Source organism: Pseudomonas sp. 300 (assembly GCF_055803035.1).
On sequence record NZ_JAVLRV010000002.1, the window covers coordinates 879,475 to 898,741 of the forward strand.

At 59.1% G+C, this 19,267-nt stretch carries 20 protein-coding genes and 1 pseudogene; 7 read left to right on the top strand and 14 right to left on the bottom strand.

The annotated features are described in order from the left end of the window. Positions 1-204: 204 nt before the first annotated feature. Positions 205-993, top strand: a complete 789-nt coding sequence (locus Q7W83_RS10325) for an alpha/beta hydrolase (protein ID WP_150633023.1) — start codon at positions 205-207, stop codon at positions 991-993. A 9-nt stretch (positions 994-1,002) separates the two neighbouring features. Here Q7W83_RS10325 and Q7W83_RS10330 read toward each other — a convergent pair whose 3' ends face one another. The 6 genes from Q7W83_RS10330 to Q7W83_RS10355 form a co-directional block, all read right to left on the bottom strand. Next, a complete protein-coding gene (locus tag Q7W83_RS10330; RefSeq protein WP_150633022.1) occupies positions 1,003-1,332 on the bottom strand; it encodes a hypothetical protein in 330 nt (109 codons plus the stop codon). A gap of 114 nt (positions 1,333-1,446) precedes the next feature. After that, a complete protein-coding gene (locus Q7W83_RS10335) occupies positions 1,447-2,487 on the bottom strand; it encodes a GGDEF domain-containing protein (RefSeq protein WP_224792487.1) in 1,041 nt (346 codons plus the stop codon). Between the two features lie 189 nt (positions 2,488-2,676). Next, complete coding sequence (locus Q7W83_RS10340; RefSeq protein WP_150639788.1) at positions 2,677-3,645, bottom strand: nitrilase-related carbon-nitrogen hydrolase; 969 nt, start codon at positions 3,643-3,645, stop codon at positions 2,677-2,679. A 128-nt stretch (positions 3,646-3,773) separates the two neighbouring features. Continuing rightward, entirely contained in the window at positions 3,774-4,715 is a 942-nt protein-coding gene (locus tag Q7W83_RS10345) for a GlxA family transcriptional regulator (protein WP_150633020.1), read from the bottom strand. 101 nt (positions 4,716-4,816) lie between these two features. After that, positions 4,817-5,752, bottom strand: a complete 936-nt coding sequence (locus tag Q7W83_RS10350; RefSeq protein WP_150639789.1) for a Ppx/GppA phosphatase family protein — start codon at positions 5,750-5,752, stop codon at positions 4,817-4,819. Positions 5,753-5,860: 108 nt separating this feature from the next. Beyond that, a complete protein-coding gene (locus tag Q7W83_RS10355; protein ID WP_150633018.1) occupies positions 5,861-6,481 on the bottom strand; it encodes a cell wall hydrolase in 621 nt (206 codons plus the stop codon). Positions 6,482-6,681: 200 nt separating this feature from the next. Here Q7W83_RS10355 and Q7W83_RS10360 point away from each other — a divergent pair, with 200 nt between their 5' ends. Further along, on the top strand, positions 6,682-7,533 hold the full coding sequence (locus tag Q7W83_RS10360; RefSeq protein WP_150633017.1) for a CAP domain-containing protein: 852 nt from the start codon (positions 6,682-6,684) through the stop codon (positions 7,531-7,533). A gap of 222 nt (positions 7,534-7,755) precedes the next feature. Here the strand turns inward: Q7W83_RS10360 and Q7W83_RS10365 are convergent, their stop codons facing one another. The 3 genes from Q7W83_RS10365 to Q7W83_RS10375 all read right to left on the bottom strand — a co-directional run bounded on the left by Q7W83_RS10365 (position 7,756) and on the right by Q7W83_RS10375 (position 10,390). Beyond that, on the bottom strand, positions 7,756-8,544 hold the full coding sequence (locus Q7W83_RS10365) for a DeoR/GlpR family DNA-binding transcription regulator (RefSeq protein WP_150653551.1): 789 nt from the start codon (positions 8,542-8,544) through the stop codon (positions 7,756-7,758). Positions 8,545-8,658: 114 nt separating this feature from the next. Then, entirely contained in the window at positions 8,659-9,327 is a 669-nt protein-coding gene (locus Q7W83_RS10370; protein WP_150653552.1) for an ATPase, read from the bottom strand. Between the two features lie 136 nt (positions 9,328-9,463). Next, a complete protein-coding gene (locus Q7W83_RS10375) occupies positions 9,464-10,390 on the bottom strand; it encodes a LysR family transcriptional regulator (protein ID WP_473655976.1) in 927 nt (308 codons plus the stop codon). A 132-nt stretch (positions 10,391-10,522) separates the two neighbouring features. Here Q7W83_RS10375 and Q7W83_RS10380 point away from each other — a divergent pair, with 132 nt between their 5' ends. The 3 genes and pseudogenes from Q7W83_RS10380 to Q7W83_RS10390 form a co-directional block, all read left to right on the top strand. Beyond that, positions 10,523-10,927 (top strand): RidA family protein, encoded by a 405-nt coding sequence (locus Q7W83_RS10380; protein WP_150639791.1) that lies wholly within the window; start codon positions 10,523-10,525, stop codon positions 10,925-10,927. An 86-nt stretch (positions 10,928-11,013) separates the two neighbouring features. Then, a complete protein-coding gene (locus tag Q7W83_RS10385; protein ID WP_150633012.1) occupies positions 11,014-11,508 on the top strand; it encodes a PaaI family thioesterase in 495 nt (164 codons plus the stop codon). A 29-nt stretch (positions 11,509-11,537) separates the two neighbouring features. Beyond that, a pseudogene (locus Q7W83_RS10390) lies at positions 11,538-11,906 on the top strand (LysE family translocator); the annotation flags it as partial. 119 nt (positions 11,907-12,025) lie between these two features. Here the strand turns inward: Q7W83_RS10390 and Q7W83_RS10395 are convergent. The 3 genes from Q7W83_RS10395 to Q7W83_RS10405 all read right to left on the bottom strand — a co-directional run bounded on the left by Q7W83_RS10395 (position 12,026) and on the right by Q7W83_RS10405 (position 14,071). Beyond that, on the bottom strand, positions 12,026-12,721 hold the full coding sequence (locus Q7W83_RS10395; protein ID WP_473655977.1) for a tRNA (adenine(22)-N(1))-methyltransferase: 696 nt from the start codon (positions 12,719-12,721) through the stop codon (positions 12,026-12,028). A 161-nt stretch (positions 12,722-12,882) separates the two neighbouring features. Then, a complete protein-coding gene (locus tag Q7W83_RS10400; protein WP_150633009.1) occupies positions 12,883-13,341 on the bottom strand; it encodes a MarR family winged helix-turn-helix transcriptional regulator in 459 nt (152 codons plus the stop codon). A gap of 277 nt (positions 13,342-13,618) precedes the next feature. Next, on the bottom strand, positions 13,619-14,071 hold the full coding sequence (locus Q7W83_RS10405) for an Ohr family peroxiredoxin (protein ID WP_473655978.1): 453 nt from the start codon (positions 14,069-14,071) through the stop codon (positions 13,619-13,621). 377 nt (positions 14,072-14,448) lie between these two features. On the opposite strand from Q7W83_RS10405, the gene Q7W83_RS10410 reads away from it, so the two are divergent. Next, entirely contained in the window at positions 14,449-15,366 is a 918-nt protein-coding gene (locus Q7W83_RS10410) for a LysR substrate-binding domain-containing protein (RefSeq protein ID WP_473655979.1), read from the top strand. Between the two features lie 119 nt (positions 15,367-15,485). Here Q7W83_RS10410 and Q7W83_RS10415 read toward each other — a convergent pair whose 3' ends face one another. Both Q7W83_RS10415 and Q7W83_RS10420 read right to left on the bottom strand, forming a co-directional pair. Next, a complete protein-coding gene (locus Q7W83_RS10415) occupies positions 15,486-16,883 on the bottom strand; it encodes an MFS transporter (protein ID WP_473655980.1) in 1,398 nt (465 codons plus the stop codon). A 527-nt stretch (positions 16,884-17,410) separates the two neighbouring features. Then, positions 17,411-18,424 carry a GlxA family transcriptional regulator gene (locus tag Q7W83_RS10420; protein ID WP_191623725.1) on the bottom strand — a complete coding sequence of 338 codons (1,014 nt, stop codon included), beginning with the start codon at positions 18,422-18,424 and terminating at the stop codon, positions 17,411-17,413. Positions 18,425-18,659: 235 nt separating this feature from the next. Between Q7W83_RS10420 and Q7W83_RS10425 the strand changes: the two genes are divergently transcribed. After that, entirely contained in the window at positions 18,660-19,085 is a 426-nt protein-coding gene (locus tag Q7W83_RS10425) for a hypothetical protein (RefSeq protein ID WP_458377315.1), read from the top strand. Positions 19,086-19,267: the final 182 nt, after the last annotated feature.

Consider the following 19,267-nt stretch of genomic DNA (forward strand, 5'->3'; position numbering starts at 1 on the left):
AATTCGGCCCTGCCTGAAATACAACAGGGTCGTCAGGCGCTGGTGGGCACAGCCGCAATCCGTTGGATGAATATCTGCTTCTGCGGTAACAGCGGCAACGGAGACGCACACCCTCAAAAACCACACCGCCGGCCCGCGCTGCTGTCGTTCAACTACACTCTGACAGCGATCAAACCATCACGGTCGTCAGGCCCAGAGCAGTCAATGCCACCCACTAACGTTAAGCGAATGTCGCGTATCCTCGTCTATCTCGTCGTCATCGCGGTCGCGTTGTACCTGACGCTGTGTGTGGTGCTGTTCGTGTTTCAGCGCGCCCTGATCTACTTCCCGCAACCCTCCGCGCTCGGTGCACCCGAAACGCGGCTCACACTCTCGGTGGCAGACGCACAGGTGCAGGTCAGTGTGAGACTGCGCGAGGGGCCGAATGCGTTGATTTATTTTGGTGGCAATGCCGAAGACGTTTCGCGCAACCTGCCCGAGTTTTCCCAGGCGTTCCCCGACCATGCCCTGTACTTACTGCACTACCGGGGTTTCGGCGGCAGCACCGGCTCACCTTCCGAGGAGGCGATTGCCCGCGACGCCCTGACCTTGTTCGACAAGGTCTACGACAGCCATCCTCACATTGCCATAGTCGGCCGCAGCCTGGGTTCGGGCGTCGCCGTGCGTCTCGCCAGTCAGCGGCCGGCCGCACGGCTGATCCTGATCACCCCCTACAACAGCCTTGAAGACCTCGCCGTCCGCCAGTACCCGATATTCCCGGTGAAGTGGCTGCTGCAGGACACGTTCGAATCGTGGAAATACGCCGGGCACATCTCGATACCGACGCTGCTGCTGGCGGCTGAGCAGGATGAAATCATCCCGCCCTCCAGCACGGAAAAACTCTACGGGCATTTCGCCAAAGGTGTGGCGACCCTCAAGGTTATTCCGGGCGTGGGGCACAACTCGATCTCAGACAGCCCCCAATATCTGAAACTGATGGAAGACGGGCTGTAGATCACTCGATCATTTGCGCGCCAACTTAAAGCGCACGCAATCTTCGTAGAAACTTTGGCGCAGTGCCGCGGGTTTGATCCGCGACGGGCTGTCGTAGGTTTGCTCGGTAATACCCATCGCCGTCATGCGCATCCATGGCTTGCTGAACTTGTAGGTCTGTAATTTCTGGCGGGCGGCGTACAGCGAAACGCCCGCCAGTTTGAGTTCCTGGGCTCTTGCTGCCGTGCCCGCGCCCCAGCTGCACATATACCGGTCATTGCTTTGAAGCTCTTTGGCCTGGGCGGAGACGGCGATGCCCGCCAGGCCAAACGAAATCAGCGTAATCCATACATTGCGCATTTAAAGCCAGCCCTAACCACCTGAAATTAAAGTGATTCTGTCTGTAACTTTCAGACTTCGGGGCCAGCAAAATGCCTTATTGCAAACCTTCTCAGCGGCGGCGCATTTCAGCGCTTAGCGATGCACGCGGTTACGCCCGGTGCGCTTGGCCTGGTAGAGCGCGTCGTCGGCGCGGGTCAGGAGACTGTCAAAGTTCTCGCCGGGTTGCGCGAAGGCCACGCCAAAGGATGCCGTGATCGTATCGAGCACCTTGCCATCAACCCGCGCCTTGATCCGCAACGACTGGATTTTCACCCGCAGTTGCTCAGCAAAAACAGCGGCACTCGCCAGATCGGCGCAGTGTTGCAGAACCACGCAAAACTCCTCACCGCCGTAGCGCGCCGCCGTGGCGTGAGGTGGCAGCGAACTGCGCAGCACCTGCCCGACATGCTGCAGCACTCGGTCGCCCAACGGGTGACCGTACTGATCATTGAATTGCTTGAAGTGGTCGATATCCAGCATGACCAGCGCGACGCCCTGGGACTCATTGCTCAGCGCCTGCTCGAGCAAACGGGTAAACGCGGTGCGGTTGAGCAGTTCGGTCAGGCCATCGAGTGTGGCCGCCAGTTGTGCACGCTCAAGCTTGCTGCGCAGGCTTTTGATCTCGCTCTGGGCCGTGTGCAGTTGGGAGAGGAACTGCTCCTGCTGACTCTGCATCAGTTGAGTGCTCTGTTGCAGCTCACTCAAAATGCCCGGCAAGCGCTCGTTGACGGGCGACTCGAGCATTTCCAGGCAACGTCCCAGACTGCTCTGGAAATTCAGATTGCCCTCGACGCTGCGCGAAACGTCGCGTTGCATGTCGTCCACCAGATTGATCGCCTGTTGTTGCCCGGCGCGGGCCTCTTCCAGCTCGTCGCGAATGATGTAGTCGCGAAAAAGCCGGGTGGCGGACTCCGGCGGGAAGCAATCGAAGTCCTTTACCACCCGGTCCAGGTGACGATTGAGCTCCAGGTCCTGGCCTTTGCTGTAGGTGTACCAGAGCGCGTAATGCACGGGATTGGGCGGGATGTTGTGACGAACCATCAGCGGAATGGCTTGTTTGAGCAGCGCCGCGGCCTCGCGGGAATCTTCCGGATACAGCGCCAGGGCAGTCGCACGCGTCTCTGATTGGCTCATGTCATCACTGTGGTTGTTAATGATTGGCAAATGCAAAACGTTGCGAGCATAACCATACGCCGGACAAACGGCCATCCCCCTGTGCATTACCGCGCCATTCGGGCTGAGGCAGGTCAGTTTTATCGCAGGCATTGGCGACCGCGACGTCGTGCGAACCTTAACCTCTGCCGATGGCCATGACGTTCATGATCACACCTCTTGCGCTTGCACAGTGACGGCCGGCGTCGGCTGCGAGTTGCGCTCATGCACATGGCGATGAGGCGTACGGTCGATGTTCAGGCTGAGGATTTCCGGACGGCTGTAGTGACCGCGGCCGTCCATCTGACGCTTGCGGATGTCGATCTGGAACAAGTCGATGTCGGCAATGACTTCGCCTTCACCTTCGGTCAGTGCGCCGACGACTTCACCTTGCGGATTGATGATCGCGGTGTAGCAACCGCCGGAGATCGGACCGATGGCGCAGCCGGTGTCAGCCATGATTTGCGCCTGCTGGTCCGGGTACAACCAGGCGGTCGAGTTGACCACGAAACACGCCGACTCCAGCGCGTGCATACGGATGCTGACTTCCATTTGGCGGGTGAACAGCGCACCGGCGAACGAACCGGGGTACATCGAGGCGTGAATCTGTTCGCCGTCTTCGATCAAGGCGTAACGTGCCAACGGGTTGTAATGCTCCCAGCAAGCCAGTTGACCAATGCGGCCGACGGCGCTGTCGGTGGCACGCAGGCCCGAACCATCACCCATGCCCCAGATCATGCGTTCGTGATAGGTCGGCGAAATCTTGCGACGGGCCTGAATCAGGGTGCCATCCGCATCGAACAGCAATTGTGTGTTGTAGAGGGTACTGCCATCGCGCTCGTTGACGCCGATGGACACCACCATATTGGCTTCTCTGGCGGCTTTGCCGATGGCATCGGTGGTCGCGGAAGGCACGACGACGGCTTGATCGAGCAACTTATAGTGCTCGGAACCCATTTCGAACGGCGACTGAACAAAGGAAAAGTACGGGTAATACGGCACGATGGTTTCCGGGAAAACGGCGAACTGCACGCCTTTCTCGCCGAGTTCACGGATTTTGTCGACGACCTTTTCTACAGTGCCTTCACGGCTGTAGAGAACAGGTGCGATCTGGACGGCAGCGGCTTTGACGATGGTCATGGCGGTGATCTCAGTGGGGATTGGGCTTCAACGAGACCGAGATTACGCCAATAATATTTTGTCTCAAATGCCGAATACACCACCTTTTAAGCCATGCAGATACCTTGCAGGAGGTTCGCGATCGGGGTTCACGCAAGTCCGCCTCGACTAGCGCGCTGGATGACTTGCGGTGGTTGGCCAAACGCCCGGATAAACGCCCGGCGCATCCGTTCCCGATCACCAAAGCCGGTCTCTGTCGCCACCACGTCGATGGCGTGCCGGCCGGTTTCCATCATCAGACGTGCGGCCTCCACCCGCAGATTTTCGATGGCCTTGGCGGGTGATTGACCGGTTTCGGCATGGAATACGCGACTGAACTGCCGCGGGCTGAGGTTTGCCGCGCTAGCCAGCGCGTCCACCGACAGCTCGGACTTCAGGTTCTGCTTGGCGTAGGTCAACGCTGACTGGATGCGGTCAGTCTTGGGTTCGAGTTCGAGCATCACCGAAAACTGCGACTGCCCGCCTGCGCGCCGGTGGTACACCACCAATTGCCGGGCCACACGACGCGCCACTTGCGCACCGAGGTCACTTTCCACCAGGGCCAATGCGAGATCGACACAGGCACTCATGCCTGCAGCGGTCCAGACGTTGCCGTCGTTGATGAAGATCCGATCCTCCTCCACCTTCACCTTCGGGTAGGCCCGCTGCAACGCCGGCGCATGGCACCAGTGTGTAGTCGCGCGCCGACCATCAAGCAGTCCGGCTTCGGCCAGCGCGATGGCACCGGTGCAGATCGAGCCGACACGGCGGGAGGTCTGACTGGCGCTGCGCAGAAACGCCACCATGCCCGATGAAACCGGACGGATCAGGTTGTCACCCATCACCAGCAGCGTGTCGAACGAGCGCTGATCGAACGCGGTGGTTTCCACACCGAATCCGGCGGAGGTTCGCACCGTCCCGCCGTGCTCCGACAACAAGGCAAGGCTGTACACCGGTTCGTCGACGGCGCCATTGGCCATTTCGAACGCCGCACACATGGCCAGGCCCAACACCTGGAACTCGGGATAAACGATGAGGCCGACCTGGTGCATGACGACGATATCCTGATGGCTGCAAAGGAGGCTTGATAGTTTTTCAGGCCATCTAATTTGCACTGTACGCGCTAATCAGGTCTATCCCTAACGCAAGGCACTCAGTGCCGCGACATCAACCCATGCAGCACCCCAAACCGCAAACCGGGCTCGGACGGCGTCATGTGCGAAACGCCAAAGACCTTGAACGCCGCCAGCATCAGCACCAGTCCACCGGGCAGGATACTCAGACGATGGCTTTGCAAACCCGCCAACCTGAGCTGATTGACGTGCCCCACTTCCAGCAGGCGCAGTGACAGGCGCAACAAGCCGCTGTAGGTGATGCCGCTCTGGCCTTCGTCGTTCAAGTCGTTGGCCTTGAGCACTTTGGCCAGCATCCGTGCGGTGCCTGATGAGCCGATGACCTGCTGCCAGCCCAATGTGCGATAACGGCGCGCCACGCGTTCGAATTGCAGGGTGGCGACACGCTCGGCTTCCAGTAACGCCGGGGCGGTGATGCGGCCGCCTTGAAAATAACGCGCACCAAAGGTGCCGCTGCCGATGGCGATGCTTTCGGTCAACAGCGGTTGCGCGCCCTGCCCCAGAATCAGTTCCGTGGAGCCGCCACCGATGTCGATCACCAGTCGTTTGCGCTGCGTGCCGGGAACCGTGTGAGCCACGCCGGCGTATACCAACCGGGCTTCTTCATGCCCGGAGATCACATCGATGCTAAACCCCAGATGCCGTTCTGCGCTGGCGAGGAACAGTTGAGCATTGTCGGCTTCACGCACAGCGCTGGTTGCCACCGCTCGCACGCGACCGGGCTCAAAGCCGCGCAACTTTTTGCCGAATCGCGCGAGTGCCTGCCAGCCGCGATCCAGCGCCATCTCGTCCAGCGCGCCACCCTGAAACCCCTCCGCCAACCGCACGGGTTCACGCAGGGTCTTCACTTCCTGGATCACCAGTTGCTGGTTGCGCTTGACGGACTGGCCGATCATCAAGCGAAACGCATTGGAGCCCAGGTCAATGGCCGCAAACAGGGAGGCATCTCCTTTCATAGCAGTATTCCTTGCACATTCATCTATCAGCCGACACCGCTCTGCTGAACACTCAAGACGGTTTGCAAGGATCTTGGCATGGGTTCGATGACATCCAGATGACACCCACTAATGGGCCTCTCCCCCCTTGGGCTTGTAAAAGAGAAACATGCGGGTCTCGGTGGTCTTGATGTATTTCCTGGCCCAGTCGGGTTTTACGTTGCGGTCGTGAAAATACATCGCGCCGTTGGTGCGGTCGTTGAGTTGCTTGTTGAGGGCCTTGCGCGCGATTTCCTTGGCGATCGCGTATTGGGTTTCTTCCTGGACCTCATCGGAACGCCCGTCACACCACCAGGAAAACTGGCAGTTCTTGGCTTCGGAGCCTTGCTTGACCACTGCGCACACCGTGTCTGGAAAACCTTCGTGGCCCAGGCGATTCATCACCACACTCGCCACCGCTTCCATGTCGGCGGAGGATTTGCCCTTGGCTTCCCAATAGATGGAGCGCGCCAGGCAGGTGATTGCATCGTCCAGCGGCGACGCGCCTGCCGGGTCGACCGCCTGCACTTCCGAAGTGGTGATGGCTTCGGACTTGGGTACCGGTAGATCGGCGCCCTTCTCCGCCGCTTTCTGCTCCAGCACTTCGGCCTTGTTTTCGGCCACTTCCTTTTTCTGTTCCTGTTCAGTCGCCGATGCCTGGCCGCCGAGTAGCGTGATTGCAAAGCAGGTTGCTATCCAAATTAATCGCATGATCGACCCTTCTGAGTGGACTGGATTCAAGCAACAAAATGTCGACGCGCAGCACGTCTTTCGGGCGACATGGCTTGATTGTAGTTGCCCGTTTTCGTTTCGACAGACGGCCAACAACCGGTATTTCGGCGCGAAAAGGCATTGCGCTCACGGGGGTGAAATCGCGCATCATGGGCGCAGTCCGAACAAGGGAGATTTCCATGCGTGTCCTGTCATCCGTTTTGCGTCTTGCTACGTTGTCATTGGGCTTGTTGTTCGCCGCGAAGGCGCTGGCGGCCGACGAGAAACAACTGATCGACTCGATCAACGACTACCGCAGCCAGGTGCAACGTTGCGCGGGTGAAGTATCGTCGGAGCTGCCGCCGCTGGCGGGTGATCCACGGCTGGCGCTGTCGGCCACCAGCATCGGCAACCTGCAACAGGCCATGGTCGCGGCGAATTACCCGATGAAGAATGTGCAGGCAATCAGCCTGTCCGGACCGCGTGATGCAGCTTCGGCGATGAAAGCGATCCAGGAGAGTTTTTGCCAGATCGTGCTGGACCCGCAATTCGTCGACATCGGCGTGAGCCGCCAGGACCGTGAATGGCGCATCGTGCTGGCCCGTCCATTGTTGAGCGCACGCCTGGGCGACTGGCAGGCGGAGGGCCAGAAGTTGCTGGCCGAGCTCAACACCGCCCGCAGCCGTCCACGTCAGTGCGGCACGCAATCCTTTGCCGCCGCCGCGCCGCTGACCTGGAACGTCACCCTGGCGACAGCGGCCGAAGAGCATTCCCGGTCGATGGCCAACAACAATTACTTCGACCACAAGGACCGCGACGGTCGTACCCCGGGTGACCGCGCAGAACTGGCGGGTTACAGCGCCCAGTTGATCGGCGAGAACATCGCCGCCGGGCAAGACAGCGTGCGCAAGGTCGTCGATGGCTGGGTCGCCAGCCCCGGCCACTGCGCCAACCTGATGAACCCGCAGTTCCAAGAGTTGGGCGCGGCGTATGCGGTGGACCCGAAGAGCGATTCGGGGATTTACTGGACGGCGATGTTTGGTACGCCGTAAACGCCCGGATCGCGCAGAAAAACCGGACGCTCTTGATGGGGTCCGGTTCTTCTGCGCGATCGGTCAACCCGTCATAGACTCTGTCGATCAGCCGGTCATCAAGAGTGATTGGACGCCAGTGGCCCTTGGCTTGAGCCGATGCCGAAGGGCAACGTACCCAACATCTCCACAAGCATTTTTATCGAGGTCGGCGATCAGTGTTCGACACTGGTCGAGGCCGGTTCAGGCACTCGCCTGAACCACCTCGATCCCCAGTTTCCGATAATCCCCGACATCGCCCGTCGCCACGTGACGCTCGGTGATCAGCGTATGGATGCGGCTGCACGGCGCGACCACAAACGGCTCGACCGCACCCAGTTTGTCCGCCGTGGTGACGGCGATCACCTGCGAAGCGCTGTCGAGCAGCGCCTGTTTCACCGGCACCTCATCGAAGTGCAACGAGCTGATGCCAACTTGCGGATGAATTGCACAGACCCCGGTGAACAGCACATCAGCCTTAATGCCCTGGAGCAAGCGCACGGTCTCGTGACCGCTGACCGACATCGTGGCGAGGTTGAGTTGCCCGCCCGCCAGAATCACCTTGATGCCTGTGTACTCGGCCAGGATGATCGCAGTCATCGGCGAGGTCGTGATGGCGGTGATGGCAATGTCCGAAGGCAACGAGCGCGCGATCTGCAGCGTAGTGGTGCCGGAATCGAACATCACGATCTGGCCATTCTCCACCCGACTGGCCGCGAGTTGCGCGAGGTGGGTTTTCACCTCATCGGTTTCGCTGACCCGCGTGAAGTAATCCTTGCCCGTATCCTTGGGCCGAGGCAGCGCACCGCCGTGCACGCGCTGTACCAAGCCGGCCGTGGCCAACTCCGACAGGTCACGGCGGATAGTGTCTTCCGAGACGGCGAAATGCTGACTCAACTCCGACGCCATGACCTTGCCGTCACGTTCGAGGATCAGCAGGATTTTCTGCCGGCGCAGATGAGGGAGTTCGGCGGCCGAGTGTTGATCGTGCATGTTTACGCCTGATTTTGCGGGTTTGTGCGAGATTAGCCAAACCTTCACGCAAACACAATCGATGCAAGAGCCCCATCGCCGACAAGCCAGGGCTCCTGGGATTGCGGTGAAGCGTCAGTTGATCGCGACCTGAGCCACACGGCCCGTGGCCACCAGCGCTTTCAGCGACGTGTCGAACTGCTTCAGAGCGTTCTCTTGCAACGCGATTTGCTGGTTGATCTGCGCGGCGATCTCCGGTGCGGCTTTGCCGTGCACCCAGACCGAAGGCATTTGTTGTGTGCGTGAGCCCTCGGCCTTGCCGATGTATTGCAGGTTCGAGTCATAAAAACTGGCCATGAACCGCGCTTCAACCTGATTGTTGCGCTTGGACACCAGACGGCTGTAGGTGTCGAGCATCACCACCACATCCGGGTGCGCCTGCACCAGCGCATCGAGGTTGTCGTAAACCGTCACCGAGGCAAACTCTTTGTGCAACGACCCCATCAACCCGTTGATCGCCCGTTTCGGATCGGAACTGTTGACGAAGGCGCTGCTGATGCGCGAGTCCAGTTCAGGGTTCTTCGCGCCGTTCAGCGCAACCGAGTGGTACTGCTCAAGGTATTCGAGGGTGCTGACGGTGTTTTCGCTGTAGAGCACGCCCACCGATTGCGCGTGCTGCAAGCTCGCGGCGCTGTCGGCGACCGGCAGGAAGTGGCAGGACTGTTCGGCCGCGTACGCCGGCACGGTGGCGGCAACGCTGCCGGTCAGGACAGCGACAAGGGTCAGCAGGGTAGACATTCTCATCGCGCAGGTTCCTTCGGAGGCGAATTCGGTATGTGGCTATCCTCCTCCCTTGGCGAAAAAACAGAACTTGCGATTCTTGATGATGGTTATTGATCAAACGAATGGTTGCGGCAAAAGGGACCGTTGCGCTTTGCCCTCACACCCCCGGCCGATCCGCAACCGGTGCATGTTGCGCCATCAACTCGACCACCCAATCAATAAACACGCGCAGCTTCAGGCTGATGTGCCGGTTCGGCGGAAAGGCCACATACAACGGCATCGTATCGAGCCGCCAGCCCTCGAACAGCGGCACCAATTCGCCGCTCGCCTCATAGTCCCGGGACATGTATCTGGGCAGCCAAAGCACACCGAGCCCGGCGAGGCCCGCCGCAAGAAACGCGTTGCCATCATCGACGGCCAGCACGTAGCGTCCTTTGATCTGCAACCGTTCACGCTCGTTGTACAACGCGTAGGGCACGGGTTTGCCGGTGCGCGCCCACAAGAAACCGACGACGCGATGCGCCGAACCCTCCAGCTCTCGCGGATGCAGCGGCAGGCCGACGCGCGCCAGATAGCTCGGTGCTGCAAACACGCCAAGTGGCAGGTCCGCGACACGCCGGGCCATCAACGACTGGTCCATCAGTTCGCCGCCGCGCACCACGCAATCGACGTTCTCATCGATCATGTCAACGATGCGATCGCTGACGCCCATGTCGATCTGGATGTCCGGGTAGCGCGCATAAAACCCAGGCAATGCTGGCACCAGAATCATCCTCGCCAGCGGGCTCGGCACATCCACACGAAGTCGGCCTCTGGGTAACGTCGCCGCACCGGACAGGCTGGTTTCGGCATCGTCCATATCGGCCAGCAGCCGTAACACCCGCTCGTAGTAGACCGCGCCATCGGCTGTGACGTTGACCTTGCGCGTGGTGCGGTTGAGCAACTTGACGCGCAACCGTGCCTCCAGTTGCTGCACCAGTTGGGTCACGGTGGTCTTGCTCATGTGCAAGGTGTCGGCCGCCTTGGTAAAGCTGCCCGCCTCCACCACGCGCGCAAATGCCTGCATTGCATCAAAACGGTCCATTGCGGCCCCAGGTATCAATCGGATTGTTTGGGTTTCACAAACAGTGCTGGCCAAGGTTGCTCGTTTATCGTCCCGATGCAAGTCCCTACAGTCTCTACATCGACGATACAGAGCCCTTGATGGAGGCATTTCATGACGCAGCGCGATGTTGTTTTCCCACCCCAACGCCAGGCGCTTTATGAGCGCAATCGGTACTCGCCGGCTATTCGCTCCAACGGCTTTTTGTTCGTCTCGGGGCAAGTCGGCAGCACTGAGGATGGATCGCCCGAACCTGATTTGGAGAAACAGGTGCGACTGGCCTTCTCCAATCTGAACGCAATCCTCGCAGCGGCCGACTGCACGTTCGACGACGTGATTGATGTCACCGTGTTCATCGTCGACCCCGAATCGACTTTCGAAACCATCTGGAAGATCGTGCCGGAATTCTGGGGTAACGCGCCGCACCCCACGCTGACCGGGGTCGGCGTAACGTGGCTGTACGGTTTCCAGTTCGAGATCAAGGTGATCGCCAGACTTCCAGACACCGCCGAGGGATGAAATGAAATCTGCGCAGGGATGAATGCGTTTTCCGTTCGGCGTTAGAATCGGAATGTTCCGCTCACATTTTCGAGGATGACCCAGGCATGTCCACGTCCGCTACTTCCCTGCAAGACACCGCGGCGCCGGAAGGCGTTTGTTATGGCTGCGGCAGCCGCAACCCGCACGGGCTGCACGTCAAGAGTTTCTGGCATGAAGACGGCGTGCACGTCATCGCCGAGCACGTGCCCGACGCCAGGTATTGCGGCTGGCCGGACCTGGTGTACGGCGGCTTGATCGCGATGCTGGTTGATTGCCATTCCAACTGGACCGTGATGGCGTATCACTACCGGATGGAAAACCGCGAACCCGCCAGCCTTCCACGCATCAATTGCGTCACGGGCAACCTCGGCATCAAGTTCATCAAACCGACGCCAATGGGCGTTCCACTGACCTTGCGGGCGAAAGTCGAAGGTGATGTCGGGCGCAAAACCCGGGTTATCTGCGAGATCTACGCCGGGGACGTGCTCACGGCGGTGGGCGACTCCATTTTTGTTCGCGTCGACACCGATCAATTGGCCGCCGTCGCGCACAATCGATAGGTCGCCCTACCCGGCCTTGAGGCCAACCGGCGTGGCCGGGACTGAACATGCTGCTGCGCCCGCGCCGCTCACTGTCGCCCTTCGAAACGGACGCTAAACCAACGGCCAACTGGTTTCTGAAGGGCATGACGGGGAATGTGCTCAACCCGAAAATCGGGGTTTTTTACGTCTCTTTTCTCCCGCAGTTCATTCCCCAGGGCCACTCATTGATTGCCTGGACATTTGGCCTGGTCAGCATTCACGTGGTGATCGGTTTGATCTGGTCGTTAACGTTGATTCGCGTGACACAGCCACTCGCCGCGGTTCTGCGACGGGAAAAAGTCATCACCTGGATGGACCGCTCGACGGGCATGATCTTTGTCCTGTTCGCGGCGCGGTTGGCGTTTGCTAAGCGGTGATGGATTTGTCTGCTGTTGCTTATCCATAGGGCTGCAGGCGCTCTAGAGATAGCCCGAATTGCGAGGGGGCCTCGAGAAATAGCCGCTCGGCGACTTTTCGTTCAAACCCCGGAACCTGCTCAAGCGAGCAACTCGGTGATCCACCGCGCCTGCCGGGCGATGTCTTGCACCTTTTCCTCAGGTACAGCCTGCCGCGCGCGGGCGAACTGGGTCAGGGTCTGCTGTTTGTGGCGCAGGATGCGCTGCCACTTGACCAGGAACGCCGGGCTGCGTGCCTGCATCTGTAGCGGGCCGAAGTACAGTTCCTCGGCCGTGTACGTCACCGGCCCGACGCGCTCGGCGACGATGATTTCGTAGTAGAAACGGTTTTCGTGCAGCACTTCCTCGCAGAGGATGCGGTAGCCATTTTCCATCAGCCATTGGCGCAGTGGCTGCTCGCCGCCGTTGGGCTGCAGGATCAGGCGCTCGTGGCCACTCAGGTGCGCCTTGCCGCTGTCGAGGATGTCGCGGATCGTCTCGCCACCCATGCCGCAGATGCTGATCGCGGTGATCCCGTCGCCCGGCTCGATCGCCGCCAGGCCATCGGCCAGGCGCACGGTGATCCGCTGGCCCAGCCCGTTTTCGCGCACGGTGCGTTCGGCCGAGTGGAACGGCGTCAATGCCACCTCGCCCGCCACCGCCGACGCGATGGCGCCACGGCGCATCAATGCCACCGGCAAGTAGGCGTGATCCGAGCCAATATCGGCCAGGCGCGCACCGGCTGGCATATGCGCGGCCACGCGCTCCAGGCGCATGGACAATGTCTGTTCGTTCAACTGCAGTTCCTTTTCACCACGAAGGTCCGGCCCCTGTGGCATCAGTGCGGGCCGCCATGATGCGTGGTGAGGGAGGCAGGGTAAAGGGCCGGCGCGGGTTGTGTGACTGGCTTGCCTGTCGTCGTGCCTTCGGCAAGACAGGCTCGAACAGTTGAATCGCCTTAGTCCCTGTCTTTTGTCGTACGAATGAGATTGCCCCGTAACTTCACGATGGCCTGCTGCAGTTGCACAAACTCGTCGGCATCGAGACCGGTTTGCGGGAAGCCGTCTTCCGAGAGACCTTCACGCAGTTTTCGCCCCTCTTTTGTGAGACTGATCCGCACTTGGCGTTCGTCTTCCGGGTCGCGCTGGCGCAGCACATAACCCATGGCTTCCAACTTCTTCAGGATCGGCGTGAGGGTGTTGGACTCGAGGAACAGTTTTTCGCCGAGGCTGCCAACGGTCTGGTTGTCTTCCTCCCACAGCACCACGAGGGTGATGTATTGCGTATAGGTGAGTCCGAGCCGCTCGAGCATGGGCTTGTAAGCCTTGCCGAAGGCGAGGTTAGAGGAATAGACCGCAAAACACAGGAAGTCTGAAAGCTTCAGGTCGAGGGCGGATGTCTTTTCAGTGGGTTTCATGAGCATGCTCCGGGCCAAAGACAATGGATCGCAAGGCCAAACTATACATCGCATGCGATGGTATCGGAAGTGCTCGTTAATGTGATGATCGATTTCCACGGGCAGCAGGCGACCGGCTCACCAGAGATGCGCCCTGATGAGCCGTGCGCCGGCAGCGGCGAGCCTGATCCTTGAACATCAAGAATCAGGCCTTCATGCCTATGAGCTAGTCACTTACCTCCGCGACTTGAACACGATCCGCACTACAAACCTGGATCGGCAGGTTTTTTACATGGACTCACGACGTCTGAACATTCAAGTAAACGTCAATGTTGCCGCGCGTGGCCTTCGAGTAGGGGCAGATTTGATCCGCCGCATGCGCGATTTCGCACGCGACCTCATGAGGCAGGCCTGGCAGGTTTACGTTGAACCCGGCCTGCAGGAAGTAAGCATTCCCGGTTTGCCCCAGATCGATCTCGATGTCGACGGACACGTCGGCTGGAATAGTCACCTTCAACGCTTTGGCCGCCAGGCCAAGCGCTGCGATGTAGCAGGCCGACCATGCGCCGGCAAACAACTGCTCGGCCGTCGGGTGCGGCTGGGTGGCGGCGAATACATGGGCCGGTTTGGCGCTTCCCGTCGTTGAGAGTTCGATGTCGAGGTTGCCGTTGTGCCCGCGCGACGTGTTGCCGGAACTGCTCAGCGTGGTGTGCGTTTTGCCGGTAGCCAATACTTTTTCGATTTTGCTCATCGGTGATTCCTTGAGTTTTTTATTAAAGTCAAATAGCACTAAAGACACGTAACTATCTGACGCAACTCATTTTATAAGCACGATCAAATCACCGAGAATGCCGGAAAAACCGATCACCTTCGGTTTTTCCGGCCCCCCGCTGCCCCTCTCTGGGATCAAGCACGTCACCACTCGTCGCCAAGTCGCAGCACACGCTTTGACATCGCTGGGTCTTTACTTGAATATATTTGCATCGCATACGACTTAATCGACAGCGATAAAAATCCGCCGCAACTCTTGCCGTTTGGAGAATCCGCCATGAACGCCGCCAGCAGCCTCACAATCTCTATCCCTCATGCTTGCCATGGCCACAACGGCAACAACTGGATCACCGCTTCGTGAAGCTGACCCAGCTCCGAGCGTTCTGTTCAGTGGTCGACATGGGCAGTTTTCGTTCGGCGGCACGAGCACTGGACGTGGCCCAAAGCACGTTGACCGAGTCGATTCAAAGCCTGGAAAGAGAACTGGGGACCACCCTGTTGGTGCGCTCCAATCAAGGCATCAGTCTGACCCTGGCCGGCAAGGTTTTCCTGACCCGGGCACGCTCGATCATTCTGGATTGTGATCGCGCTGTTCAAGACGTCCGACAAAGCCAGGGGGCGCCAGAAGGTCAGATCGCATTGGGGATCACGGCGGAACCTTTGGCTGCGTGCCTGATGCCGGTTTTCAACAGTTTTACCCGCCGATTTCCAAACGTGCGGCTACACGTCGCCAGTGGGCAGACGAAGAGGCTGATTGAAATGATCCGCGCGGGCCGGCTCGACTTTGTGATGTGTCCACTGAGCACTGATGTCTGCGATATCGACTTGCAGATTGAGCGGCTTTACCGCTCGCAAGCCAGCGTCATCGCGCGCAAGGGCCATCCCCTGGCGGATGCTCGCTCAGTGCGCGACCTCGCCGATTGCCAGTGGATCAGCGTCCGGCCGGCGGGGATGGCGGGTAGCGCGGAGAACCAGCTGACCGATCTGTTCAGAGACCAGGGCTTGCCGCCTCCGAAGATCGTGATCACGACCGAATCGCTGCTGGAAATCCTGCACATTATCGCCGAGACGGATTACCTGACCATGGAGCCCGGCGTGCTTGCCGGCATGAAGCTGTTTTCGGCGTCGCTGACCAGCATTGCGATCCGCGAGCCATTGGAGTCGTGCGAGGTGTGCTTGATCAGTCGTCGAGTTTCCCCCTTCACTCCGGTCACCCAAGAACTGACCAGCATGCTGATCTCGTACTCGCGCTTGCGTCACCGGGCCAAGGGGTAAGGTTCGACTGGGCATTCAACCGGTTCCGCCCGCTAAAACCGAAGTTCGGTGGCCGGTGAAACCGAACCGGTGACGGCTTCGCTCGCCGCCGCCCGCCGGTTCAACTCCAGGCCTGCCGATTACAGATCGGTGATTTCCTTGTGGCGCGGTACCAACAGTTTCATCACGCTCCACGCCACCAGGTAGGCCACCGCACAGATGGCGAACATGATCATGTAGCCGGTGTGAATATCGTTGATCGATTTGTAGTAGTCGAACACCCAACCGCCAATCTTCGTCATCACGACCCCGCCCATGCCGCCGGCCAAACCGCCAATGCCGACCACCGATGCGATGGATTTTTGCGGGAACATGTCAGACACCGTGGTGAAGATGTTGCACGACCACGCCTGATGCGCCGACGCTCCGATACCGATCAATATCACCGGCACCCAGAAACTGATGTAACCCAATGGCTGCGCCAGTAGCACCAGCAGCGGGAAGAACGCGATGACCAGCATGGCTTTCATCCGACCGTCATACGGCGCATCGCCACGTGCCATGAAATAGCTCGGGAACCAGCCGCCGCCGATGCTGCCGACCATGGTCATGCTGTACAACACGGCCAACGGCAACACGATGGCCGCGCCCTTCATGCCGTACTGCGCCGACAGGTAGGTCGGCAGCCAGAACAGGAAGAACCACCACACGCCGTCGGTCATGAATTTACCGAAGGCGAACGCCCAGGTCTGGCGGTAGGTCAGCAATTTGAACCACGATACTTTTTTCTCGGCAACGCCCGGTGCCGGGGTGGCGATCACTTGCGCATCGCTGCGGATGAAGGCCAGTTCCTCTGCCGAGAGGCGTTTTTGATTTTCAGGTTTTTCGTAAAGCGCAATCCACACGGCCACCCAGACGAAGCCCAGCATGCCGATCACGATGAACGCCGCTTCCCAACCCCACAGGCTGGCAATCAGCGGTACGCAGATCGGCGCCAGGATCGCGCCCACGTTGGCGCCGGAGTTGAAGATACCGGTGGCGAAGGAGCGTTCCTTCTTCGGGAAGTATTCGGCAGTGGCCTTGATCGCAATCGGGAAGTTACCCGCCTCGCCTATCGCCAGCACGGCGCGGGACAGCATGAAGCCTGCGATCGAGACCGGGATGACGGCCAGACCGAACGCGCTGCTCACCGCCGCGATGCCCTCGCCCATCGGCACTGAAAACGCATGCATCACAGCGCCGGTCGACCAGATACTGATCGCGATGATGTAGGCCTTTTTGGTGCCGATCTTGTCGACGAAACGGCCGGCAAACAGCATGGAAATCGCATACACAAACTGGAATACGGAAGCGATGTTGGCGTAGTCGCTGTTACTCCAGCCAAATTGCGTCGACAAATCCGGCGCCAACAGACTGAGCACCTGGCGGTCGAGGTAATTGACGGTCGTGGCGAAGAACAACAACGCACAGATCGTCCAGCGATATTTGCCGACGGCCTGGCCGACACGTTGCGCATTGATGGGCTCGTTCAGATTCATGGCATCACTTTATTATTGGATTGTGGTGATGATCTCTCGGTTTCAAGCGAGATCAATTCTTACGCACAGCACACGGTTCTGTGGCTCGCGTCAGACGAGTAGCAAGGGCAATCGGGAGGTTGGCGATGCGGCTACCGACAACGGGGATGACGGAGCGCAGGTACAGTCAGGGCCACAAGAAGCGGCATGCGGAGAAGCGAGAATGCGGATGGAGTTCATGATGGGACCCGATTTTTGTTTTTAGAGGCGTAACATCGTATGTCATCGTACAACTGCGCCTTTTATATCGAGTCCCCTACCCGGCTGTCAATCTGGAAAATTGCCGTTCGTCTCATAAAACAACACGCCTGAAATGTGAACTGCGCCAAACGGCAACGGCTTCGCCGCCCTTGAAGAGGCGAGCCTGTCGGATGTAGCGGTGGGCATTTGAAAATAAGATAGTCGTACGACAACGCATGTCGTTACGGTTTAGCCTTCTGTAGGTGCGTTATCGGCCATCGCGAGCTCGCGCCTACAGTTGCCGGGACTCATTTGACCAGGCGCTTTTCCTTGGACGGTCTGTACCCGAAATACGAGCTGTAGCACTTGCTGAAATGACTCGGTGACACAAAACCACACGCCACCAGCACATCCACCTGGGACAGCTCCGTGTGCTGCAGCAGCCGGCGCGCTTCGGTAATCCGCAATTCCATGTAATAGCGCTGAGGCGTGGTGCCAAGCTGCTCCTTGAACAGGCGTTCGAGTTGGCGGCGAGAACGACCCGCGTAGACCGCCAACTGCTCCAGCTCCAGAGGCTCTTCGAGGTTGGCGTCCATCAGCTTCACCACCTCGCGCAAGGGTGCGCTCACACAGACATTTTCCGTCGGTTTGATCCGCCGGTAGCGCGACTCTTCGAACGCGAGGATGTCCTCGATCCCTTCGACTAGCGCCTTGTCGTGCAAGCTCTTGATCCAGTCCAGCGCCATGTGGAACGCGCCCGAAGGACTGGACGCCGTGAGCCGGTCTCGATCAATGACAAAAGGCTCACTGGTGACATGCGTCGCTTTCGCCACTTCCGCGAGTGCGGGGCGATGTTCGGGGTGAATCGCGCAACGATAGCCGTCGAGCAAGCCCGCACTCCCGAGGAACCAGGCACCATTCCACAAACCGGCCAGGCTCACGCCATGATCCGAGGCGGCTCTGAGCAAGCTGATCAGCTCATCCGTCACCTTCAGTTCAGTCCTGTAGCCACCGCAGATGACTAACAGATCGAGGTCATGAACCACGGAACAATCGATACGCGCATCCGGCCGGATGACCAGCCCCAGATCGCTGACGACTTCCCCATCGTCCAAGCCGAACGTGCGGGACGAAAACAGTTTGGGTCGTAGCAGATTCGCGGTAACGATCGTATCCAGTGCCTGGGTAAAAGCAGGCAGCGAGAAATGTTCGAGCAGCAAAAAGCCTGTCCGTGTCATTTGAACAGGCTCGTTGGGGTTGTCGTTCAGATAGCGAAGATTCTTCCCCTTCATGCCTCCGCTGAATTGGCGTCGTTCGATCAAGGTGTGTGGCACTCGGTTGCGTTAACGGACAGGGCGTCTGGTCCCTCAGGATATCGCAAAACGGTCCACGCTCCTCCATCTGGTTCCTCTGCAGACAGCGCCATGATCCGCACCTCGCTTGCGGCTTCCCTGTCGCAGATCAAAAACGAATTGAACCCTGTGCGTCATCATGTTTTCGAAAGGTTATCAGCGCTGACCCATGATCCGGAAAGGCGCCATTGCAGAGGGAACCCAGATGAACAGTAGCGTTCTGCTTCTGATCGCCAGCCTCGGCCCAACCCTGGTTTTCGCTGAAGGCTGCGACGTGCTGACCCGCTCCCAAAGTCCTTCCGTGCCCGTGATCGAATCCCATAGCTGCTATGAGTACGAAGGCATGCCGGTAAATTCCATCGATTGGTCATGCAGCAATGAAAGCAAGGAGATGACGACCAGCACCAAGAAAAAGGTCGAACAGTGCGACGATCATTATCAGGCCACTTGCATCGCAACCTTGACTCAGGAGTCGCTGGCCAATCCTCATTCCACCAGTAAGGACAAGAACGCCAAGTCGCTTAACATTCCCGACAATGCCCAAGTGACCACGTATTACTACGACGCCGAACACTTGAACCAGGTGAAGATCGATTGCGAGTCAGGCGGTGGGCACTGGAAAGCGAAGTGATCAGCCAGGTTTAATTGGGTCGCCCCGAACACTTACCCTGCTAATTCGCAGCAGGACCTTTACAAGTAAGTGTGACTACGCGCCAAAAACATTATCGAGTCGCGACAATATACAGGCGCCACTTAAGTGACTGTTACCCGCTATACTCCAACCAGCCGCCGCCTTACAGGCACCACCCCCCG

Coding starts and splice junctions, on each gene's coding strand:
- Q7W83_RS10360 (WP_150633017.1), top strand. CDS start 6,682: ATGCGTGTCCTGTCATCCGTTTTGCGTCTTGCTACGTTGTCATTGGGC.
- Q7W83_RS10365 (WP_150653551.1), bottom strand. CDS start 8,544: ATGCACGATCAACACTCGGCCGCCGAACTCCCTCATCTGCGCCGGCAG.
- Q7W83_RS10385 (WP_150633012.1), top strand. CDS start 11,014: ATGTCCACGTCCGCTACTTCCCTGCAAGACACCGCGGCGCCGGAAGGC.
- Q7W83_RS10400 (WP_150633009.1), bottom strand. CDS start 13,341: ATGAAACCCACTGAAAAGACATCCGCCCTCGACCTGAAGCTTTCAGAC.
- Q7W83_RS10375 (WP_473655976.1), bottom strand. CDS start 10,390: ATGGACCGTTTTGATGCAATGCAGGCATTTGCGCGCGTGGTGGAGGCG.
- Q7W83_RS10335 (WP_224792487.1), bottom strand. CDS start 2,487: ATGAGCCAATCAGAGACGCGTGCGACTGCCCTGGCGCTGTATCCGGAA.
- Q7W83_RS10345 (WP_150633020.1), bottom strand. CDS start 4,715: ATGCACCAGGTCGGCCTCATCGTTTATCCCGAGTTCCAGGTGTTGGGC.
- Q7W83_RS10340 (WP_150639788.1), bottom strand. CDS start 3,645: ATGACCATCGTCAAAGCCGCTGCCGTCCAGATCGCACCTGTTCTCTAC.
- Q7W83_RS10350 (WP_150639789.1), bottom strand. CDS start 5,752: ATGAAAGGAGATGCCTCCCTGTTTGCGGCCATTGACCTGGGCTCCAAT.
- Q7W83_RS10330 (WP_150633022.1), bottom strand. CDS start 1,332: ATGCGCAATGTATGGATTACGCTGATTTCGTTTGGCCTGGCGGGCATC.
- Q7W83_RS10380 (WP_150639791.1), top strand. CDS start 10,523: ATGACGCAGCGCGATGTTGTTTTCCCACCCCAACGCCAGGCGCTTTAT.
- Q7W83_RS10370 (WP_150653552.1), bottom strand. CDS start 9,327: ATGAGAATGTCTACCCTGCTGACCCTTGTCGCTGTCCTGACCGGCAGC.
- Q7W83_RS10405 (WP_473655978.1), bottom strand. CDS start 14,071: ATGAGCAAAATCGAAAAAGTATTGGCTACCGGCAAAACGCACACCACG.
- Q7W83_RS10355 (WP_150633018.1), bottom strand. CDS start 6,481: ATGCGATTAATTTGGATAGCAACCTGCTTTGCAATCACGCTACTCGGC.
- Q7W83_RS10415 (WP_473655980.1), bottom strand. CDS start 16,883: ATGAATCTGAACGAGCCCATCAATGCGCAACGTGTCGGCCAGGCCGTC.
- Q7W83_RS10425 (WP_458377315.1), top strand. CDS start 18,660: ATGAACAGTAGCGTTCTGCTTCTGATCGCCAGCCTCGGCCCAACCCTG.
- Q7W83_RS10325 (WP_150633023.1), top strand. CDS start 205: ATGCCACCCACTAACGTTAAGCGAATGTCGCGTATCCTCGTCTATCTC.